Annotated in this window: 19 protein-coding genes and 1 pseudogene; 8 read left to right on the top strand and 12 right to left on the bottom strand. The window is 59.5% G+C overall.

Annotation, left to right across the window (positions count from 1 at the left end; all coding sequences use genetic code 11):
• Positions 1-156 precede the first annotated feature (156 nt).
• Genes ACK3EW_RS19980 through ACK3EW_RS19970 form a run of 3 tightly spaced genes read right to left on the bottom strand, consistent with a single transcriptional unit; the run spans position 157 to position 3385 of the window.
• On the bottom strand, positions 157-1323 hold the full coding sequence (locus ACK3EW_RS19980) for a DNA recombination protein RmuC (RefSeq protein ID WP_493807542.1): 1167 nt from the start codon (positions 1321-1323) through the stop codon (positions 157-159).
• Positions 1320-3164, bottom strand: coding sequence for a DNA mismatch repair endonuclease MutL (mutL, locus tag ACK3EW_RS19975; protein ID WP_493807541.1), 1845 nt, complete (start codon positions 3162-3164; stop codon positions 1320-1322). The genes ACK3EW_RS19980 and mutL overlap by 4 nt, the downstream gene beginning before the upstream one ends.
• A 59-nt stretch (positions 3165-3223) precedes the next feature.
• A complete protein-coding gene (locus tag ACK3EW_RS19970; protein ID WP_493807540.1) occupies positions 3224-3385 on the bottom strand; it encodes a hypothetical protein in 162 nt (53 codons plus the stop codon).
• A 101-nt stretch (positions 3386-3486) separates the two neighbouring features.
• On the opposite strand from ACK3EW_RS19970, the gene ACK3EW_RS19965 reads away from it, so the two are divergent.
• Genes ACK3EW_RS19965 through ACK3EW_RS19950 form a run of 4 tightly spaced genes read left to right on the top strand, consistent with a single transcriptional unit; the run spans position 3487 to position 6654 of the window.
• Positions 3487-4413: an AEC family transporter gene (locus tag ACK3EW_RS19965; RefSeq protein ID WP_439119007.1), complete on the top strand. Its 927-nt coding sequence runs from the start codon at positions 3487-3489 to the stop codon at positions 4411-4413.
• A gap of 13 nt (positions 4414-4426) precedes the next feature.
• The gene (gene fghA, locus ACK3EW_RS19960) at positions 4427-5257 is read left to right on the top strand and encodes an S-formylglutathione hydrolase (RefSeq protein ID WP_493807539.1); all 831 of its coding nucleotides are present in this window, start codon (positions 4427-4429) and stop codon (positions 5255-5257) included.
• The gene (locus ACK3EW_RS19955; protein ID WP_085630327.1) at positions 5254-5715 is read left to right on the top strand and encodes a YaiI/YqxD family protein; all 462 of its coding nucleotides are present in this window, start codon (positions 5254-5256) and stop codon (positions 5713-5715) included. Before fghA ends, ACK3EW_RS19955 begins: the two co-directional genes overlap by 4 nt.
• Positions 5716-5736: 21 nt before the next feature.
• Complete coding sequence (locus ACK3EW_RS19950; RefSeq protein WP_493807538.1) at positions 5737-6654, top strand: ornithine cyclodeaminase family protein; 918 nt, start codon at positions 5737-5739, stop codon at positions 6652-6654.
• Between the two features lie 59 nt (positions 6655-6713).
• Here ACK3EW_RS19950 and ACK3EW_RS19945 read toward each other — a convergent pair whose 3' ends face one another.
• Genes ACK3EW_RS19945 through ACK3EW_RS19930 form a run of 4 tightly spaced genes read right to left on the bottom strand, consistent with a single transcriptional unit; the run spans position 6714 to position 10681 of the window.
• The gene (locus ACK3EW_RS19945; RefSeq protein ID WP_439119003.1) at positions 6714-7958 is read right to left on the bottom strand and encodes an MFS transporter; all 1245 of its coding nucleotides are present in this window, start codon (positions 7956-7958) and stop codon (positions 6714-6716) included.
• A 37-nt stretch (positions 7959-7995) separates the two neighbouring features.
• On the bottom strand, positions 7996-8850 hold the full coding sequence (locus ACK3EW_RS19940; protein ID WP_493807537.1) for a C40 family peptidase: 855 nt from the start codon (positions 8848-8850) through the stop codon (positions 7996-7998).
• Entirely contained in the window at positions 8847-10232 is a 1386-nt protein-coding gene (locus tag ACK3EW_RS19935) for a leucyl aminopeptidase family protein (protein WP_493807536.1), read from the bottom strand. Before ACK3EW_RS19935 ends, ACK3EW_RS19940 begins: the two co-directional genes overlap by 4 nt.
• Before the next feature lie 59 nt (positions 10233-10291).
• Complete coding sequence (locus ACK3EW_RS19930; RefSeq protein WP_493807535.1) at positions 10292-10681, bottom strand: hypothetical protein; 390 nt, start codon at positions 10679-10681, stop codon at positions 10292-10294.
• Positions 10682-10820: 139 nt separating this feature from the next.
• On the opposite strand from ACK3EW_RS19930, the gene ACK3EW_RS19925 reads away from it, so the two are divergent.
• A complete protein-coding gene (locus tag ACK3EW_RS19925) occupies positions 10821-11471 on the top strand; it encodes a carbonic anhydrase (RefSeq protein WP_085630315.1) in 651 nt (216 codons plus the stop codon).
• Here the strand turns inward: ACK3EW_RS19925 and ACK3EW_RS19920 are convergent, their stop codons facing one another.
• The 3 genes from ACK3EW_RS19920 to ACK3EW_RS19910 form a co-directional block, all read right to left on the bottom strand.
• Positions 11472-11753 carry a hypothetical protein gene (locus ACK3EW_RS19920; protein ID WP_493807534.1) on the bottom strand — a complete coding sequence of 94 codons (282 nt, stop codon included), beginning with the start codon at positions 11751-11753 and terminating at the stop codon, positions 11472-11474. It abuts the gene before it with no gap.
• 246 nt (positions 11754-11999) lie between these two features.
• Positions 12000-12764: an alpha/beta fold hydrolase gene (locus ACK3EW_RS19915; RefSeq protein ID WP_493807533.1), complete on the bottom strand. Its 765-nt coding sequence runs from the start codon at positions 12762-12764 to the stop codon at positions 12000-12002.
• Between the two features lie 192 nt (positions 12765-12956).
• Positions 12957-13979, bottom strand: a complete 1023-nt coding sequence (locus tag ACK3EW_RS19910; protein ID WP_439118997.1) for an aspartate-semialdehyde dehydrogenase — start codon at positions 13977-13979, stop codon at positions 12957-12959.
• A 357-nt stretch (positions 13980-14336) separates the two neighbouring features.
• On the opposite strand from ACK3EW_RS19910, the gene ACK3EW_RS19905 reads away from it, so the two are divergent.
• Positions 14337-16229: a hypothetical protein gene (locus ACK3EW_RS19905; protein WP_493807532.1), complete on the top strand. Its 1893-nt coding sequence runs from the start codon at positions 14337-14339 to the stop codon at positions 16227-16229.
• Between the two features lie 18 nt (positions 16230-16247).
• On the opposite strand, the gene ACK3EW_RS19900 is transcribed toward ACK3EW_RS19905, so the two are convergent.
• Entirely contained in the window at positions 16248-17090 is an 843-nt protein-coding gene (locus ACK3EW_RS19900) for an LOG family protein (protein WP_493807531.1), read from the bottom strand.
• A gap of 72 nt (positions 17091-17162) precedes the next feature.
• Between ACK3EW_RS19900 and ACK3EW_RS19895 the strand changes: the two are divergent.
• A pseudogene (locus ACK3EW_RS19895) lies at positions 17163-18080 on the top strand (threonine/serine dehydratase).
• 107 nt (positions 18081-18187) lie between these two features.
• On the top strand, positions 18188-19015 hold the full coding sequence (gene dapD / locus ACK3EW_RS19890) for a 2,3,4,5-tetrahydropyridine-2,6-dicarboxylate N-succinyltransferase (RefSeq protein WP_493807530.1): 828 nt from the start codon (positions 18188-18190) through the stop codon (positions 19013-19015).
• Between the two features lie 27 nt (positions 19016-19042).
• Here the strand turns inward: dapD and ACK3EW_RS19885 are convergent, their stop codons facing one another.
• Positions 19043-19438: a rhodanese-like domain-containing protein gene (locus ACK3EW_RS19885; protein ID WP_493807529.1), complete on the bottom strand. Its 396-nt coding sequence runs from the start codon at positions 19436-19438 to the stop codon at positions 19043-19045.
• Positions 19439-19478: the final 40 nt, after the last annotated feature.

Below are 19478 nucleotides of genomic sequence, written 5' to 3'. Positions count from 1 at the left end.
TTTTGACAAGTAACATGTTACCCTGGGGCCGTTTCCGTCAACGGAAACGCGCGATGCGTCGACGCATCGCCTGCAGCGCATCTGTTAACAAAAGGTTAAAGGGTTCGAAGCGGCCCCATTGTTTCGCGCGCGAAACATTGGGGTATACGTGTTGACCTATTCCCCGGGTGGGGTCGCCAGCCGCACCACCGGCACAGGGTCATCCTTGGCCAGTTCCTCGAAATCGAAATTATCAAGCCGCCGCGCCCTGCGCCCGGCCTTGTCCGCACTGATCTTGATATCCGCAATATCCTTGGCCGCCTGCCCGAAATGCCGGTCGAGATTTTCAACCCGGCTGCCCAACCGGTCCACATCGGCGTAAAGCAGGCCCAGTTCCTTGCGGATCGCCCCCGCTTGTTCCTGCATCCGCGCATCCTTGAGGATCGCCCGCATCGTGTTCAGTGTCGCCATGCAGGTGGTCGGCGACACGATCCAGACCCGCGCAGTGAACCCGTCCCGCACCACTTCGGGGAAGTTCGCGTGCAGTTCGGCATAAACCGCCTCGGACGGTAGGAACATCAATGCGCCATCAGCGGTCTCGCCTTCGATGATGTATTTCTCGGAAATGTCCTTGATGTGCTTTCGCAGCGAAAGCCGAAGCTGCTGCGCGGCGCGGGTCAGTTGATCCTGCGTCTCGGCGCGGCGCAGTTGCTCATAGGCCTCCAGCGGGAATTTGCTGTCGATGGCAATCGGCCCCGGCGGGTTCGGCAGGTGGATCAAGCAGTCCGCCCGTTTGCCGTTCGAGAGTGTCGCCTGCAGCGTATAGCTGTCCTTGGGCAGCGCTTTGCCGACGATGTCCGTCAACTGGATCTCCCCGAACGCCCCGCGCGTCTGCTTGTTCGACAGGATGTCCTGGAGCGACAGCACATCGCCCGACAGCTTGGTAATATTCTCCTGCGCCTTGTCGATGCTCTGCAGCCGCTGTTGCAGATCCCCCAGCGATTGCGCCGTGCGCCGGGCTGACCCGTGCAGGTTCTCGTTCATTTGCTCCTGCACCTGTGCCAGCCGCCGTTCCATCAGTTGCAGCATCGCGGTCTGGCTTTGCGCCTGCGCTTCGCTCACATGATGCAGACCACCCGACAGCCGTTCCTGCCCATCGCTCAGGCTTTGGACCCGCTGGCCGACTTGGGCCAGCTGGTAGACCAACGGCTCAGAAAGTTTCGCTGCGCGACGAGCCGACAGAAGCGACATGATAAGCAGCACAAACACCAGCCCGCCCAATGCCAAAGCCAGAAGGACGACCGGATCGCTCAGGTCAAGGATAAGATCACCGATCTGAATCATGTACGGCCAAACAGTCTTTCAATGTCGTTGAGTTTTAGTTCGACATAGGTGGGTCGGCCATGGTTGCACTGGCCGGAATACGGGGTCGCTTCCATTTCCCTTAACAGAGCGTTCATCTCTTCCGCCCGCATCTGACGGCCCGAGCGGATGGAGCCATGGCACGCCACACGAGACAGGATCGCCTCAATCCGGTCCTGCACGGTGCGGGCTTCGCCTTGATCATCGAGTTCATCCAAAATGTCGCGAAGCAAAGCGTCCGCGTTGACTTCGCCGAGGATCGCAGGGGTTTCGCGCACGACAACTGCACCGCTGCCGAAGGGTTCGATGGTCAATCCCATGCGGGTCAACTCGTCTGCGATGTCCAGAAGGCGGGTGCTGTCGCTCTCGCTCATCTCGACTACATCCGGGATCAAGAGCGCCTGCGCGGGCGCGCCGTTCTGCGCCATCTGGGTCTTGAGCTTTTCATAAACCAGACGTTCATGCGCCGCGTGTTGATCGACGATAACGATGCCATCTTCGGTCTGGGCGATGATGTAATTTTCATGCACCTGCCCCCGCGCGGCCCCCAATGGAAGGTGTTCGCGCGGGGTCTGTTCCGCCTCTGGCGCGCGATCTTCCACTTCGACTACGCGACCGGAATAGGCGGTCTGCATGTCGGCGAAACCCGGTGCCTGCGCTTGGTAGGCGGTCTGTTTCGCCGCGAAACTTGGGCGGTCCATCTGGTAGATACGCGGCTGCCCCTGTGGTGCCTTGGGGCGCATTGCCCCAAGCGTTGCCCCGGCGACGGTGGTCGATGCGCGATGGCCCGCTTCTGCCAATGCATGACGCAAGGCCGAAACGATCAAACCGCGCACAAGCCCCGGTTCGCGGAACCGCACTTCGGATTTCGCCGGATGCACGTTCACGTCCACCTTGTGCGGATCGCAGTCGATGAAGAGCGCGACCGCCGGGTGCCGGTCGCGGCTAAGGAAATCGGCATAGGCCCCGCGCAACGCACCAATCAGCAGCTTGTCCCGCACTGGGCGACCGTTGACGAACAGGAACTGCGCCACAGCCGCCCCGCGCGAATAAGTGGGCAGCCCGGCTAATCCGGTGAGGCGGATGCCTTCGCGGTCCGCATCTATGGAAACTGCGTTGTCGACGAACTCGCGGCCCATAACCTGCCCCAATCGCCCACGCAGAGCGTCGAACAGATCGCCGCTCACCGCATCGGCGCGGAAGGTCACGCGGCCCTCGCCCCCGCCCGACACATCGCGCAGGGCAAAACTGACCGACGGTTCGGCCATCGCAAGACGTTTGAGCACATCCGAGATCGCCTGCATCTCTGCGCGGTCGGAACGGAGGAATTTCAGACGTGCCGGGGTGGCAAAGAACAGGTTGCGCAGGGTGACGACAGTACCGCGCGACAGGGCGGCGGGTTTGATCGGGTCGATCTTGCCACCGGTCACCGACAATTCGGCGGCATCATGTCCCTCGGCTCGGCTGGTCAGGGTCAGGCGCCCGACCGCGCCCAAAGAGGCCAGCGCTTCGCCGCGAAACCCGAAACTGTGGATGTTGAGAAGGTCCGAGCCGTCGATCTTGGACGTTGCATGGCGGGCGATGGCGAGAGGGAGTTCCTCGGGTGGGATGCCGCAGCCATCATCGGTGACGCGGATCAGGGTCTTGCCACCATCGGCGATAGCCACGTCGATACGTGTTGCCCCAGCATCGACGGCGTTTTCAACGAGTTCCTTGACGGCAGAGGCCGGGCGCTCCACCACCTCACCCGCTGCAATGCGGTTGATGGCGCTTTCCTCAAGGGGTTGAATCGAGGCGCGTATATTGGGTGCGTGGGAGTTCATGCCACGAGATGTAGCATGCAGTGTGCGATTCTTCTATGGGGTTTTGGGATGCTTTGCCGTCAGAAAAACTTGAACAGAATACCCATCGCGCTGACATATGCCGTCATCAAGACCCAGAAGCGATACTTCATGTTCTGGTTGATTTCAGAGGTTTCAGCGACCAGCTTCGCGATTTCCGCGCGCATCTTGTCGTCGGCAATGGATTGTTCTTGCAGTGTCATCGAAGCGTTCCGAACAGAAATACACGCCTAGTCTAAATATAGGTGGTTAACAGAACCCTGTCGAGATTGACCCCACCCGCCTGCATGATAACACAACACATATGCTGGCCATCTTTCTTCAGACCTTGCCGTTTTTTGCCCTGATCGCCGTAGGTTACGGCGCAGGCAAGACTGGTTTTTTTACCGAGGAAGCGACAGCCTACCTGACCAAGTTCGTATTCTACTTTGCCCTGTCCGCGATGCTGTTCCGGTTCTCGGCGAACCTGTCGATTGCCGAGATCTTTGATTGGCGCATCGCCGCAGGATATTTGTGGGGCACGGCCTTTGTCTACGGCATCGGCATGGCTGTGGGTTTTTTGCGTGGCATGAACACGGAGACGGCCGCGTTCGAAGGTCAGGTGGCAGCCATTGGGAACACCGGATTTCTAGGTGTGCCAATGCTGGCGCTGCTGATGGGACAAGAGGCCGTCGGGCCAATCATCCTTGTTCTGACCATTGATCTTGTCGTGTTTTCCTCGCTTATCGTGATCCTTGTGGTCGGTTCTCGTGAAGGGCGCATGTCTTTGCGCATCTTCAGAACCGTTGGCATCGGGCTGCTCAAGAACCCAATGATCGTGGCAATTGTGGCGGGCTTTATGGTGTCGTCGACGGGCGTGCCGATCCCGGAGCCAATCAATCAATTCCTGTCTATTCTCGGGGCGGCGGCCACACCCGGTGCCTTGTTTGCGATTGGTGCATCCTTGGCGAGCAAATCCGCCGAGCGGTTGAACATCGCGGGCTGGTTGAGCTTTTGCAAGCTGGTGATCCACCCGGCGGCGGTTGCGCTTGGGGTGTATTTTTTGTTCCCAGCAGACCCGTATAAAGCGGGTGTTGTGGTGGCCGCAGCGTCCTTGCCAGTCGCGGGCAACGTGTTCATCCTTGCGCAACATTACAAAGTCGCCCCTCAGCGGGTGTCGGCTGCCATCTTGATTTCGACCGCGCTGAGCATTGTGACAGTGTCGTTCGTGATCTCACAAGTTTTGATCTAGGAAAGGGAGCGCCATGCAAACCGTATCGGAAAATGCCTGTTTCGGAGGGGTGCAGGGCGTCTATTCTCATACTTCGGACGCCTGTGGATGTGACATGACCTTTGGGCTGTATCTACCACCAGCGGCCAAGGACGGCCCGGTGCCGGTGCTGTGGTATTTGTCAGGACTGACCTGCACACATGAGAACGCGATGACCAAGGCAGCAGCGCAGGGCTTTGCCGCTGAGGCGGGCATGGCGGTTGTGTTCCCGGACACGTCACCGCGCGGGGACACCGTGGCGGATGACGAGGCCTATGATCTGGGCAAAGGGGCCGGGTTTTACGTGAACGCGATGCAGGACCCTTGGGCACCGCATTTCAAGATGTGGGATTACGTGGCTGAGGAACTGCCCGCTTTGTTGGGCGCAGAGTTCGCCGTCGATCTGGACCGTCAGGCGATCACCGGGCATTCGATGGGTGGACATGGCGCTTTGACGATTGCGATGGCGCATCCGGGGCGGTTTGCCTCTGTTTCGGCTTTTGCGCCGATTGCCAATCCGAGCCAGAGCGACTGGGGCCGCAAGCAGTTGGGCGCCTATCTGGGCGACGATGAAACCACTTGGGCCAAGCATGATGCGAAGGTGCAGATGCAAGCGGTTGGATTTGACGGGCCAGTGCTCGTGGATCAGGGCGGTTCGGATCAGTTCCTTGACCTGCTGAAGCCCGAGGCATTGAGTCACGCGATGGCGGCCCGGCGTCAGGACGGGGTGTTCCGGATGCAAAAGGGCTACGACCATTCGTATTTCTTTGTGTCGACCTTTATTCCCGATCACATCGCGTTTCATGCAGACGCGCTGGGGCTGTGACCCGGCTTTTCGTCGATGCGGATGCCTGCCCGGTCAAGGGTGAGGCCGAACGTGTCGCGACGCGGCACAAGGCGCAGATGTATCTGGTATCGAATGGCGGGTTGCGGATGTCCGACAATCCGTTCGTCGAGGTGGTTGTCGTGCCTGATGGGCCAGACGTGGCCGATATGTGGATCGCGGATCGCGCCAGAGCGGGCGATGTGGTGATCACCGGGGATATTCCGCTGGCTGCGCGTTGTGTCGAGAACGGGGCGCGGGTGCTCAAGCACAATGGCGAACGGCTTGATGCGCGCAATATCGGTCAAGTGCTTGCAACGCGCGACCTGATGACGGATCTGCGCGCCGCCGATCCTTTTCGGCAGGGTGGTGGCAAGCCGTTTTCCAAGGCGGACCGGTCCCGGTTTCTGGATGCGCTGGAGCGCGAAATGCGGGCAGCGGCAAGTGACGTGCCGCGCTAGGACTTGATGGGAGAGGCAGCGATGACGACGCCGGAAATCATTCCCTTTGCAGAGGGTGAAGCGCAGCTGGACTGGATCGGTCTGACTGATGCGCTTGCAGCAGGGCATGACTTGCCACGCGCCGAGATTGCGGACAGTTTCCTGTATCGTGGCGGAGACACTCTACTGAACCGGGCGGCTTGGATCGACGGCCTGGGGCTGGCGGTGAAATCCGCGACGATCTTTCCGGGCAATGCCAGTGTCGGGAAACCTGCGGTGAACGGTGGTGTGTCGGTGTATTCCGATGACGATGGCACGATGGCGGCGATTGTGGATTTCCACCTCGTGACCAAGTGGAAGACCGCCGGGGACAGTTTGCTTGCCGCACGGCGGTTGGCGCGGGCGGATAGCACAGTGATCCTGATCATCGGCGCCGGAACGGTAGCGCGGTCACTGGTCGAAGCATATGCAACGGCATTTCCCGAGGCGCGCTTTGAGATCTGGAACCGGACGGGGGCCAAAGCGCAGGAACTGGCCGATCAGTTTACGCATGTGACAGCGGTGGACGATCTGGCGGGTGCAGTCGGACAGGCGGATATCGTCAGTTGCGCCACCATGTCGACCGAGCCGGTGTTGCGCGGAGAGTGGTTGCGGCCCGGCACCCATGTGGACCTGATCGGCGCGTACCGGCCCGATATGCGCGAGGCGGATGATGACGTGCTGACGCGGGGACGGTTGTTTGTGGACTCGCTGGATACGACTGTCGGGCATATCGGGGAAATCAAAGATCCGATTGCGCGAGGGGTGATCTCGGACGCTGACATCGTGGCGGATTACTACGGTCTGGATGCGTTTGCGCGCCAGTCTGATGATGAAATCACGGTCTTCAAGAATGGGGGCGGCGCGCATCTGGACCTGATGGTCAGCCGCTACATTCTGGACCGTTGGCGCACCCGGTAGAGCCGGGCGGCGATGCGCCAACGCATCGCACGTTTCCGTCGACGGAAACGCGCCCTGTGTCAGACCGCCAGCGGGACAGGCTGGCGTTTCTCCCGGATTGGCAGATGGACTATAGCGCTGAAGGCACCGACACCGACACCGATCCACCAAACCAGTGTGTAATCACCGTGGATGTCGTACATCCTGCCCCCCAGCCACACGCCCATGAAGCTGCCCAACTGATGGCTGAAGAACACGATGCCGTAGAGCGTGCCCATATAGCGCAGCCCGTAGATATGCGCGATCAGGCCCGAAGTGAGCGGCACCGTGGCAAGCCAGAGCGAGCCCATCGCGGCTGAGAACAGGATCACCGAAGTGGGGGTGATCGGAAACATGATGAAAAGCGCGGCGATGATCGTACGGCCTGTGTAGATGCCTGCGAGCAGGTACTTCTTGGTGAAGCGTTTGCCGGCCCAGCCTGCGGTCAGAGTGCCGACGATGTTCATGATCCCAATGAGCGAGATTGATATTGCGCCCAGCGCCGAGGTGGTGGTGATCCCGATGGAATGGAGTATGCCGCCCGGCTGGATCGGGCCGCAAAGTTCGGTTACGAAGGCCGGGAAATGCGCGGTGATGAAGGCCAGCTGATAGCCGCAGCTGAAGAAACCGAGGAAGATCAGCGTGTAGGACGGGTCGCGAAAGGCTCGGACAAGGATGGTGCCCATGCTCTCCTCAAGCTCGGCCCGGGTGGCCGGTGGCGTGGGGGAGCGCATGATGGGCAGCACAAGCAAAACTGCGAGGATGAACGCGGCAAAGCATAGGAACACTGTCTGCCAGCTCAGGAAGGTCAGCAACCATTCCGCCAACGGAGCGCCAAACACCTGTCCGGCACTGCCCGCGGCGGTGACTATTGCAAGGCTCATAGAGCGATTTTCGTCAGAACTGGCGCGCCCCACCACGGCGAGGATCACGCCAAAGCCAGTGCCCGCCACGCCGAACCCCACGAGGATTTCGTAGAACTGGTGCGCCGTTGGCGTCACCGCAAAGGACGACAGCACAAGACCGGCAGCGTAGGTCAGTGCCCCCAGAATGATCGCTTTCCGGTCACCAATCTTTTCCGCCAGCGCGCCGAAGAGCGGCTGGCCGATCCCCCAGGCCAGGTTCTGGATCGCGAGGGCGAGCGAGAACTCAGCCCGCAGCCAGCCGAATTCCTCGGCAATCGGGATCTGGAACACACCAAAGCTGGCGCGGATCGCAAAGGACACGAGGATGATGATGCAGCCGCCGATGAGAACAGGCGTAAAAATGGAGGCGCGGGCTTGCATGGGACTGCTCCGAAAGACGCCGCGATGTGCGCCGATTTCAGTGGGACGTCAAGCGGGCGTGACGAAGAACCGGATCACCCTGTGCTGCGATCCGGTCGATTGCGGATTGAAGCGGTTCATAGGCCACTGACATGGAATATGCATTCGCGTGCAACAATGTGTCCGGGTTCGCCACCCAGCCGACATGGCCCTTCCAGAACAGCAGATCTCCGCGTTCTGGCGACGTGCCGGGATCAAGCGTTTCACCAAGCTGCGCCATTTGCTGATCACTGTCACCGGGGCACGGGACGCCACAGGCGCGGCAGGCGATTTGCACAAGGCCGGAACAGTCGATGCCGAAGGCGGAATTGCCGCCCCAAACATAGGGTGTGCCAAGCAGGCGTTCAGCGACTGCCACAGGATCAGGCTCTTTCGTGTCCAGCGGGGTCAGGTGACTGATGGGTATATGAAGGTCGTGGGGTGCACCCAAGATCGTTGCCCATTTGGCATCGGTGACTGTGACGTGGACCTCTGATCCTAAGCTGAGCGGGACCTGCTCGACCTTGGTGTTTTTGAAATCGGGCGCAGCCAGGGCCATCGTCTGCCGCACAGCGACCCGATGCGTTGCAAGTTCGACCATCGGGGTTAGCATTCTGGCCTCGATATAGCCGGTGTAGCCGTCGTGGATTGCGTATCCAAAGGCCCATGCCTTGTCTTTTTCGAGCACGTTGAACGTCTGCCCCCAAAGGAGTTCGCGGTCACGGTCGCCAAATGGGGCAGAGCACAGCGCAACAAAGGGTGCCCATGTGACACGATGCACCTGCCCGTCGGTAAAGCGGTCTACCGCGACCTGCCCTTTCAGCGAGGTGTGTGCCACCGTGCCGTTGGACCAGAGCGCGCGCCTGTCCGTCATAGGTCCATCATATCCGGAAACGCCGCGAACAGCGCGCGTGCGCCTTGCAACGCACCACCTTTGGGTCTGCCCGGCGCGGCGGACGGTTGCCAGCCATAGATGTCGAAATGGATATAGCGGTCTTCGGCGCTGACAAAACGGCGCAGGAACAGGGCGGCGGTGATGGAGCCTGCAAACCCGCCTTTGGGCGCATTGTCGAGATCGGCGATGCCCGGTTCGATCATCGTCTCGTAAGGATCGTGAAACGGCATGCGCCAGACCGGATCGGCCATGCGCCGTGCCGCAAGATCAAGCGAGGTCGCCACCACATCGTTATCGGTGTAGTAAGGCGCGAGGTCCGGGCCAACGGCGACACGGGCGGCCCCAGTCAGGGTGGCCATCGACACTAACAGATCGGGATTGTCTTCGGACGCGTAGGTCAGCGCATCCGCCAGCACCAGACGGCCTTCGGCATCGGTGTTATTGATCTCGACCGTAAGCCCTTTGCGCGAAGTCAGGATATCTTGCGGGCGGAAGCTATTGGAGCTGACGGAATTTTCCACCGCCGGGATCAGCACGCGCAAGCGGACATCCAGACTGGACGCCATGATCATGTGCGCAAGCCCAAGCACATTGGCCGCGCCGCCCATGTCCTTTTTCATCAGGCCCATTGAACTGCCCGGTTTGATGTTGAGCCCCCCCGTGTCGAAACAGACACCTTTGCCCACAAGCGTGATCTTGGGCCCGCGACTGCCCCAGTTCAGATCAATCAACCGGGGCGCGCGATCAGAGGCGCGACCAACGGTGTGGATCATCGGGAAGTTGTCCGTGAGCAGATCGTCGCCCGTGATGACCCTGATCTTGGCCTTGTGTTTCTCAGCCAGACCGCGCGCCGCGGATTCGAGTTCCGCCGGGCCCATGTCAGACGCCGGGGTGTTGATCAGATCGCGGGTGAGGAATTCGGCCTCGGCGAGGATGGACACACGTGTGGCATCGACACCGTCCGGTGTGACCAGCGTCGGGTGCTGGGAGGTGTTGTCGCGATATCGCGTGAAGCCGTAGCTGGCCAGCAGCCAGCCCAGCGATTCCTGTTCAAGATCACCTTCGGCGATACCGCTTTCGATCCGGTAGGTTCCGGGTGCGAGTTTCGGCAAAGCAGCGCCCAGTGCGAAACGATCGCGTTTTCGGGACGCGGGCGTGCCGTAGCCGACCAGTGCAATCTCGGGATGACCTGCCGCGTCGGGGATCATCAGGGCGGATCCGATGCCGCCCTTAAAGGCATTGGCTTCGACCCAAGTGCGGATGCGGTCGCTTTGCTGTCCCGCCCAGAGGGCAACATCCTCGGCTCCAAGAACGTGTATTGGAACAGCTTTCGTGCCCGCAGGCGCAAGTGCGACGGTCATGGAATTCCCCTTCTCGGTTAGCGCGAAGGTACGCCCTTGCACAGGCGCTGCAAGCGGAATCAGAGCGACAGATCAAGGCCCATGTCGGCGCAGGACATCGCTGTTTCACCCCAGCGGAGAAACCGGCAAAGCGTCGCCGCAAGCGCCACCGGATCGGCTTGATCGACACAGATCAGCACGTCGCGCCCGATTTGCGATAGCCCCGGCAAACCAATTTGCGCCGCGATGGGAATAACCGCATGGACCGATTTGCGCAGGGCCTGATGGTTTCCAGAGCCGTAATCCGTGCGGATCTGCACGAAGCGAAGAGCGATGTCTTCAAGAGCGCGGCACAGGATATTTTCGGCAACGGACGGACCGAGATCGCGACTGAGACCCGTCAGCGTATCTTCATCGAAATAAGCCGTGTCGCGTGGATGCAAAACCGAGATCTTCTGCATCATGTTCATTCCTTTCTCACCCCAACCCGGCAGCCGGTATGGCAGAGCAGTCTTTCCAATTGGTAAGCCCGCGACGGTTTTTCTCTCGAATTCCGATTAATTTCGACGTATTCCGCAGTGGAGAACGACCAAACAGGCGGAGGATTTCATGAACGCCGCGAAGCCGCTGCCTGCATATCTGATCCAGCGATACCAAGGCTGGAAGGCCACGACCTATTCTGACAACCGTGCGTGGTACAAGCGCTTAGCAACCGAAGGTCAGCGTCCAAGGGCGATGGTCATTTCCTGCTGTGACAGCCGTGTGCATGTCACATCGATCTTCGGTGCGGATCAGGGCGAGTTTTTTATTCACCGGAATATCGCGAATCTTGTGCCGCCTTACGAACCGGACGGCGATCACCACGGCACCTCGGCGGCGGTTGAATATGCGGTGACAGCGTTGAATGTCGCGCATCTGATCGTTCTGGGACACTCGAATTGCGGAGGCGTGCAGGGCTGTCTGGACATGTGTTCCGGCAATGCCCCCCACCTTGAGGAACAATCGAGCTTTGTTGGACGCTGGATGGATATTCTGCGTCCCGGCTATGAGCGGGTCAAAGCGATGAACACGCCCGAAGGGCAGGTGCGAGCGCTGGAGAAAGAGTCGGTCATCGTGTCGTTGGAGAACCTGATGACATTCCCGTTTATCCGTGAGGCGGTCGAACAGGATTTGCTGACGCTGCACGGTTTGTGGACCGATATCGGCGAAGGTGGTCTTGAATATTTCGACCCGAAAACGCGGTCGTTCCAGCCGGTCTGATCAGTTCCGCAGCGTTGCGCTTACGCCGGCACAGTCGGTGCGCAGCTTGGGGCGGCCAAGGCGTTCCGCCAAACGAGCCAGCGGAGAGCCGATCATCGAGCCAGTGCAGACGGGTTTTCCCGCCTCGTCTGCCAGCACAAGATGGCCGTTGCGAAAGGTGATTTCGTAGCCCTTGGAGGCAAGGCGAGCGCACAGATCGCCCCAACTTGTCGCACGCTCGAAATGCGGGAGCAGGACTGTCCGCAAAAGCATCGCTGTTTCACTATCCAAAGGGCCGGGCATGCCGGACGTTCTGTCTGCAGAAAAGGGCGCGGAATGTATGGCCATCGGGGGCACTTTCACTGTTTCTTAACTCATCCCAAAAGGGTGCGAGTCAATTGCGGCAAGAATGGGGCAGTCAAAAGAACACCCTTTCGGTGTGAACAACACGCAACAAACAGGAAGGTTCCGTGAGCGCGATACGGCGACGTCGTGGGGTTCAGACCTCTCTGCGCAGGCGGCGGATGTCAGATTGGTGATCGACCGATATCAGAAGATTGCGGCGCTGGCCGGTGTCTGACCCGAAGTAGTCGGGGGATTGAACTGCAAGATCGGAATACCCCCGAGATCCGTGAGGTTCTTGCGAAACTGCCGGGGTTTTCCATTGATGAGGTTCTGAACCAACGGGCGCAGGGCACCACGATCCCTAAGATGCGCCGCAACCCTGTGATCCGTCTTGGGCACGATGTAATGCGAGATGCCCTGCGCTTTCGGGAACCGTAACGCATGTGCCAGCTCTCGGTGCTCATCACCATGGAAGATGTAATACTTCGTCGTTTCAGGACGCAGGTCCTCAACTCTTGGAAACGGGTAGGACCGGATCTGCTTGCGGAAAAAGAACCAACGGTCCTCTTCGGGCACTTCGTTTTCCATAACGGAAAATTGCGGCGTAAAGGCGATCACGCGTTCGAAATCGAAAAGCCGTGAAAGGTGCAACGCCATCGTTCCACCCATGGAGTTGCCAATCGCAATCACCCGTTCTGCATTGATGTGATCGACGGTGGCACGGATGCAGCAAAGGATCTGATTTGCCATTCCGTCGCCATTCAGCCAGCTGCGGGACTTGTCGCTGACAAACAGAACATGGTTCTGACGATCTGCAGAGGCAATGCCCGGAAACTCGGGTGGCGGTTCGACATTGCGTTTGGTGCCAACACCCGAAAAGCTGACGATCAGGTCGGAGCCGTCGCCTTCGAGATATCTGATCCGCAAGGGACCGTTCTCGTAGAGCAGAGGAATTTCAGCTTCGGACATACCACCGACCCACTTGATTCAACATTCGATCAAAGAGGGATACGGGGCGAACTGACCCATTTTAGGCAGCAATAAGGAGAATAAAGACAATTTGGTGTAGCGTCTGGCGCGCGTGATGCTTGCCGGCGCGAGATATCACAACGAAAAAGGCGCCGCATCATAGCGGCGCCTTTGGACGTGATCTTGTGACAATCAGCCTTTTTTCAGCACTTCACGACCCAGCACTTCGGCGATCTGCACGGCGTTCAGGGCAGCACCCTTGCGCAGGTTGTCGGACACGCACCACAGGTTGATGCCGTTGTCGATTGTGCTGTCCTGCCGGATGCGGCTGATGAAGGTCGCATAATCGCCGACGCATTCGATCGGCGACACGTAGCCACCCGGTTCGCGCTTGTCGATCACCATGATCCCCGGCGCTTCGCGCAGGATGTCGCGGGCCTCGTCTTCGTCGAGATGATCTTCGAATTCGATGTTGATCGCCTCGGAGTGACCGACGAACACCGGCACGCGCACACAGGTGGCCGTGACCTTGATCGATGGGTCGAGGATCTTTTTCGTCTCGACCACCATCTTCCATTCTTCCTTGGTCGACCCGTCTTCCATGAAGACGTCGATCTGCGGAATCACGTTGAAAGCGATCTGCTTCTGGAACTTGGCGGGGGGCACATCCGTCACCGGATTGTAGACCGCCTTTGTCTGGTCCCAAAGCTCGTCCATGCCTTCCTTGCCCGCGCCGGACACGGACTGGTAGGTGCTGACCACAACGCGCTTGATGCGGGCGCGGTCGTGCAGCGGCTTGAGCGCGACAACCATCTGCGCGGTCGAGCAGTTGGGGTTGGCGATGATGTTCTTCTTGGAATAGCCGTGGATCGCATCGGCATTGCATTCCGGCACGATCAGCGGAACGTCGGGATCATAGCGGTAAAGCGACGAATTGTCGATCACCACACAGCCCGCCTTGGCCGAGATCGGCGCGTATTTCTTGGTCGCGTCGGAGCCGATGGCAAACAGGGCAATGTCCCAACCCGTGAAATCAAACGTGTCGAGATCCTGTGTCTTCAGCGTCTTGTCGCCAAAGCTGACCTCCGTGCCAAGCGACCGGCGCGACGCAAGCACGGCGATCTCATCAACAGGGAACTGGCGCTCGGCCAGGATGTTCAGCATTTCGCGGCCCACATTACCGGTGGCGCCTGCAACGACGACTCTGTAGCCCATTTGGCTCTCCTTTCACTTGCCAGCGCCCGGTGTCGTATCCGGCTGCTGGACTGAGCGTGGCTCATACAGGACTTGCTGCGTCTGCGAAAGGGTGTTGGACAGAGCGATTGTCACAGGCTTTTTCGAGCGATTGCCACGACCATTCAGACGCGGCTGAGATCGTTTTTGCGAATTTTCTTGTCGGAAACCGGCCAGAGGCGTACCCTGATCGGCATTTAAGCACGAACCTTTTTTGGTCTCATGTCACATTCAAGCACACATCTTATTCTCGTCGTTCACGGAATCGGTGAACAAATCTCTGGTGATACAGTCGACGAAGTGGTCGCCGGAGCGGTCGCAAAACATCCCGCAAGACCGGTGGATGATCTTGCAGAGAGCCCGATTTCCATCCAGTCCTCCCACCTGACATTGACGGAAAATGACTTTGTCGGCGGGCAAGACGACCCGGTTGAGGACGTTTTCGAGTGTCATTTGCACACCCTCGCACCAGTGGGCGACACCACCCAGCGGGCAGTCTTTGCCGAGGTGCACTGGTCTGATCTGTCGCCCGCGCCCAAGGGGGCCATCGCGACAATTCTTGATCTGCTCAAGTTGATCCTTGGTCTTGGTTATATCGCCATGGACAATGTTGAGAACACCAAAGACCACAAGTTCCACCGCGGTATCGTGCATTTTTTCAACTGGGTGTTTTATGGTGGGATCGCCGCGCTGCATGCCATTCTTTTGATGGGGACAGTGCTTTTGCTGGCGCGGGGTTTCACCCCGAACCTGAACCATGGCTTTGTCATTCTGGGTTGTGCGTTTGCGGGGTTTGGTCTGTGGGCCTGGTTGCATCAATACGGCAAGAAAAACCCGCGCTTTCTGGTCACGGTGTTTCGCCGCGGCGTGCTGCTTCAATCGGCGGTGATCGTCGCGCTCATGGTAGCCCTTGCGGCGTTTGGCGATGCCATTCAGACCCTGCTGATCAAAGTTTACGAAAGCATGCCGGAAACATTGACCGTGCACAGCCCCGGTTGCGGGCGGTTTGTTCGGGACACAACGGTTGACGGGCAGATCTTTCCAAAAGCCACCGGGTTTGGCGTCGACAGTGTGTCGTGCTTTGTTGAGTTCAGCTTGTTCGTGTCAGGCCTGATGTGGATCCTGGCGGCGGTGTTGGTTGTGCTGTCACTGGTGGGCGTGTCCGGCAATGCGAAACGGGTGATTTACCCGTCGATCTGTTCGGCAATGTTGGTGTTTTGGGGCGTGTTCACCACCGGTTTCTGGCTTGCCCTGCGCCAATTGCTGGGTCAATTCGACAAGGTGCACGACGATTGCCTGTCTTTGGTGAAAGCCCTTGGCGCGAGCCAGTCTCTGACGCAAATGCCCGAGGGCGGGAACACCGCATTTGGGCTGTTCTGTCTGCATCTCGAAAAAGGGGTTGGGACGCTGGCCCTGTCTGTGACGTTCCTGATTTTGCTGATCGCCTTGGCGATACGGGCGTATTTCAAGCATGAGCGGGTGATTTTGAACCGCTCCATGCGGTGGCTGCTGAGCGCGTTTCCGGTGGCTCTGGTCGTCACGATTGTCTGGAGCGGTGATCTGACGCTGGGCGCGGCGACGGTGCCGGGCGATGGCTGGCACGCGACGTTTACGTCGATTGCGGTGTCGATCTCGTTGGGGATTGCGTTGTTGATCTATAACTTCAACGAAACTGTTGCGGCAGGTTTGGGCGTTGCGCGGGATGTGATCGTGTATCTGGTTCGGGCCGAATGCAAATGGATGGCCCGCATCGCTGAACGCGAGAGCAATTACCCAAGACGCGCCAAGATCGAAGCCCGGTTCGAGCGTGTGTTCCGCTTTATGTTGCATGCGGAGGGTCCGGACCGGATCACGGTGATCAGCCATTCGCAAGGGACGGTGATCGCGGCACGCGCGTTGGCTCGGCTCGTAAAAGAGTTTGAGGTCACCGACCCAATGATGGCCAAGAAGATCAGGTTGATTACAATGGGCTCCCCCATTTCGCATATATATGAGGAGTATTTTCCGGAGAATTACGTCATCACTCGGAAAGGTATTTCCCCTGATCTGGTGTGGCACAACCTGTATCGAAGCGGTGATTTCGTCGGCAAAACCATTGGTACAACCGACATCCCCCAAGAGCATGATCTTGAGGTGGGACGCGGCGGACACAGCCATTATTTCACCGACGAACGGGTGTGGAACCTGATGTGGGGACCTGTCGGATTTCGATTGTTTTCAAACCTGCCATGACCCCAGTATGAGGCTGTTTTAGCGCCCCGGGATGCCGTCGCGTGCAGGCGCGGGTTCCCAGTTTTCAATGATGTCCGCCGCTTCCTGCGCGGTTTCGACAAAGCGGAACAGGTCGAGGTCTTCGGGGCTGATTGTGCCTGCTTCCTTAAGCGCATCCCAGTTGATGATGCTGTCCCAGAAGGCTTTGCCAAAGAGCAGGAACGGCACGCGGTCCATGCGGCCCGTCTGGATGAGCGTGAGCGATTCAAACATCTCGTCCAGCGTGCCGAAGCCGCCGGGGAACACGCAAATCGCGCGGGCGCGCATCAGGAAGTGCATCTTGCGGATCGCGAAATAGTGGAAGTTGAAGCACAGCTCGGGCGTGACGTATTCATTCGGGGCTTGTTCGTGCGGCAGCACGATATTCAGACCGATGGATTTGCCACCCTCATCGGCAGCACCACGATTTCCCGCCTCCATCACACCCGGACCACCCCCCGTGACCACGACGAATTCGCGGTTATTGCTGTCAATGGACTTGCGAGTCATCAGACGGGCAAAGTTGCGTGCCTCGTCGTAAAAATGCGCGAGGTCGGCCAGTGTCTTGGTGCGCGCCTTGTCCGCCTCGGACGGGCGCGGGATGCGCGCACCACCGAACAAAACGATGGTGCTTTCGATTTGGTGTTCATCCAGCATGAGCTGTGGTTTGAGCAATTCGAGTTGCAGACGAACCGGGCGCAATTCTTCGCGACACAGGAAATCATCGTCGGCAAAGGCAAGCCGATACGCTGGCGAGCGCGTCTGCGCTGTGTCCGGAACATGGCTTGCCGTGCTCCGGTCAAGGCCAGCATCACGGAACGGGCTGTTGCGTTGGTCTTTCATGAGCATCGGTTCCTTGTTCGCCTATCCTCAGACTTATAGCGTCCGGGCCAAAGTGACCAGAGAGGCGATGCGATGGAATGGCAGACCGAGATCACGGCGGCGCAACAGCGGATCGCCGGACACATCGTTGAGACGCCGACGCTGCAAAGCCGCGCGTTTGGTCAGGATATCGCGCTCAAGCTGGAGCAGATGCAGCATACCGGTAGCTTCAAGACACGCGGCGCCTTTAATACGCTGCTGGCATTGGACGTGCCCGAAGCCGGGGTCGTCGCGGCTTCGGGCGGCAACCATGGGGCAGCTGTGGCATATGCGGCATAGAAACTTGGGCATCGCGCGCGGATTTTCGTCCCCGAAATCGCCGGGCCGTCCAAGATCGAGCTGATCAAACGCACCGGAGCAGAGCTGACCGTGGTGCCCGGCGAATATGCCAACGCGTTGGAACTGGCCGAGCGTGAGGCTTCGGAAAGTGGCGCGATGCAAATCCACGCCTATGACGCGCCCCTGACTGTCTCCGGTCAAGGCACAGCGATGCTGGAGTGGGAACAGCAAGGGCTCGACGCAGACACGGTGTTGATCGCAGTGGGCGGTGGCGGCCTGATCGCTGGCGCATTGGCCTGGCTGGGTGACCGCCGCAAGGTGGTGGCGGTTGAACCGATGACCTCATGCGCTCTGGATTCGGCGCTGGACGCCAGTGCGCCCGTAGATGTCCCGGTGTCCGGTGTGGCAGCAAACGCGCTGGGTGCACGGCGGATTGGCCAAATCTGCTTCGATCTGGCCACATCGGTGGGTGTGCAAAGTGTCCTCGTGTCAGACGGTGCCATCATCGAAGCGCAAGCGGCTTTGTGGCAAGCGCATCGGCAATTGGTGGAACCTGCCGGGGCCACTGCCCTCGCTGCACTGATGTCAGGCGCTTACGTACCGGCCCCCGGCGAACGCGTGGCAGTTCTGGTCTGCGGCGGCAACATTGCACCAGATCCGACGTTCGGTTGACCGCTGCGCCTGCTTTGAACATCCGGCTAACCTCATGCGTTGCGCCTTTGCGTCCCGCAGCTTATAGGCAAAGCGATTTTGGGGATAACGACGTGAGGAGCGCATCCATGTCCAACGCACAGCTTGAAACAGCCATCGAAGCCGCGTGGGACGCGCGCGATACGATCACACCGTCCACCGGCGGGGAAACCCGCGAAGCGATCGAGGATACGCTGAACGCGCTGGACAGCGGGTCTCTGCGGGTTGCGGAAAAGCAGGATGACGGCAGCTGGCACGTCAACCAGTGGGCCAAGAAGGCTGTTCTTCTGGGGTTCCGCATCAAGGACATGGAACAGCAGGACGGCGGCCCGCAGGGCGGCGGCTGGTGGGACAAGGTCGACAGCAAGTTCAAGGGCTGGGGCGACACCGAGTGGCGCACGGCAGGCTTCCGCGCGGTGCCGAACTGTGTGGTTCGCAAATCGGCATTCATCGCGCCGGGTGTGGTTCTCATGCCCTCCTTCGTGAACCTTGGCGCATATGTCGACGAAGGCACGATGGTCGACACCTGGGCAACCGTCGGGTCGTGCGCGCAGATCGGCAAGAATGTGCACCTGTCAGGCGGCGTCGGCATTGGCGGCGTGCTTGAGCCAATGCAGGCCGGTCCGACCATCATCGAAGACAATTGCTTTATCGGGGCCCGTTCCGAAGTGGTCGAAGGCTGCATCGTGCGCGAAGGCTCGGTTCTGGGTATGGGCGTCTTCATCGGCCAGTCGACCAAGATCGTCGACCGCGAAACCGGCGAAGTGATGTATGGCGAAGTGCCGCCCTACTCGGTTGTGGTAGCCGGGTCGATGCCGTCGAAGAACGGCATCAACCTGTATTGCGCCGTGATCGTGAAACGGGTGGACGAGCGGACCCGTTCCAAGACCGGCATCAACGAGCTGCTGCGCGATTGATCTTGACGGTGCGTGCCAGCACGCACCCTACGCCTTTTTGGTGGGCTTCTCTCCCACTGGGCCGCCCGCCTTTTTCCAGCCACCAAACCCGTCGGTGATGTGGCTGACATTCTCCAGCCCCATACCCTGCGCGACCTGAGCAGACAGCGCCGACCGCCAACCCGAGGCGCAGTAGAACACGAACCGATTTCCGGTTTGAAACTGCGGTTTGGCATAGGGGCTGTCCGGGTCGATCCAGAATTCCAGCATCCCACGCGGGCAGTGGAACGCGCCCGGGATCATGCCCTCGCGCTCTAACTCACGCGGATCACGTAGATCGACAAAGGTCACGCCATCCTGACCATGCAGGTCCATCAGTTCGGATGCAGGTGCGTGATCGACCACCTCGTTTGCGGCGGCCACCATGTCTTTGACGGATTTCATAAAGCGTCTCCTTGTTTTCTCGACAGTAAGACCATCGCGA

The sequence above is a fragment of the Marivita sp. NO-S04 genome (assembly GCF_059070475.1).
Note: the sequence above shows the minus strand (reverse complement) of the source record. Positions and strands in the feature narration are given on the sequence as shown.

What these genes read in the sequence shown, in the direction of transcription:
- ACK3EW_RS19910 (WP_439118997.1), bottom strand. Translation starts at nt 13,979, where the DNA reads ATGGGCTACAGAGTCGTCGTTGCAGGCGCCACCGGTAATGTGGGCCGC.
- dapD (WP_493807530.1), top strand. Translation starts at nt 18,188, where the DNA reads ATGTCCAACGCACAGCTTGAAACAGCCATCGAAGCCGCGTGGGACGCG.
- ACK3EW_RS19920 (WP_493807534.1), bottom strand. Translation starts at nt 11,753, where the DNA reads ATGCCCGGCCCTTTGGATAGTGAAACAGCGATGCTTTTGCGGACAGTC.
- ACK3EW_RS19930 (WP_493807535.1), bottom strand. Translation starts at nt 10,681, where the DNA reads ATGAACATGATGCAGAAGATCTCGGTTTTGCATCCACGCGACACGGCT.
- ACK3EW_RS19915 (WP_493807533.1), bottom strand. Translation starts at nt 12,764, where the DNA reads ATGTCCGAAGCTGAAATTCCTCTGCTCTACGAGAACGGTCCCTTGCGG.
- ACK3EW_RS19950 (WP_493807538.1), top strand. Translation starts at nt 5,737, where the DNA reads ATGACGACGCCGGAAATCATTCCCTTTGCAGAGGGTGAAGCGCAGCTG.
- ACK3EW_RS19970 (WP_493807540.1), bottom strand. Translation starts at nt 3,385, where the DNA reads ATGACACTGCAAGAACAATCCATTGCCGACGACAAGATGCGCGCGGAA.
- ACK3EW_RS19965 (WP_439119007.1), top strand. Translation starts at nt 3,487, where the DNA reads ATGCTGGCCATCTTTCTTCAGACCTTGCCGTTTTTTGCCCTGATCGCC.
- ACK3EW_RS19935 (WP_493807536.1), bottom strand. Translation starts at nt 10,232, where the DNA reads ATGACCGTCGCACTTGCGCCTGCGGGCACGAAAGCTGTTCCAATACAC.
- ACK3EW_RS19900 (WP_493807531.1), bottom strand. Translation starts at nt 17,090, where the DNA reads ATGAAAGACCAACGCAACAGCCCGTTCCGTGATGCTGGCCTTGACCGG.
- ACK3EW_RS19925 (WP_085630315.1), top strand. Translation starts at nt 10,821, where the DNA reads ATGAACGCCGCGAAGCCGCTGCCTGCATATCTGATCCAGCGATACCAA.
- ACK3EW_RS19885 (WP_493807529.1), bottom strand. Translation starts at nt 19,438, where the DNA reads ATGAAATCCGTCAAAGACATGGTGGCCGCCGCAAACGAGGTGGTCGAT.
- mutL (WP_493807541.1), bottom strand. Translation starts at nt 3,164, where the DNA reads ATGAACTCCCACGCACCCAATATACGCGCCTCGATTCAACCCCTTGAG.
- fghA (WP_493807539.1), top strand. Translation starts at nt 4,427, where the DNA reads ATGCAAACCGTATCGGAAAATGCCTGTTTCGGAGGGGTGCAGGGCGTC.
- ACK3EW_RS19940 (WP_493807537.1), bottom strand. Translation starts at nt 8,850, where the DNA reads ATGACGGACAGGCGCGCGCTCTGGTCCAACGGCACGGTGGCACACACC.
- ACK3EW_RS19945 (WP_439119003.1), bottom strand. Translation starts at nt 7,958, where the DNA reads ATGCAAGCCCGCGCCTCCATTTTTACGCCTGTTCTCATCGGCGGCTGC.
- ACK3EW_RS19980 (WP_493807542.1), bottom strand. Translation starts at nt 1,323, where the DNA reads ATGATTCAGATCGGTGATCTTATCCTTGACCTGAGCGATCCGGTCGTC.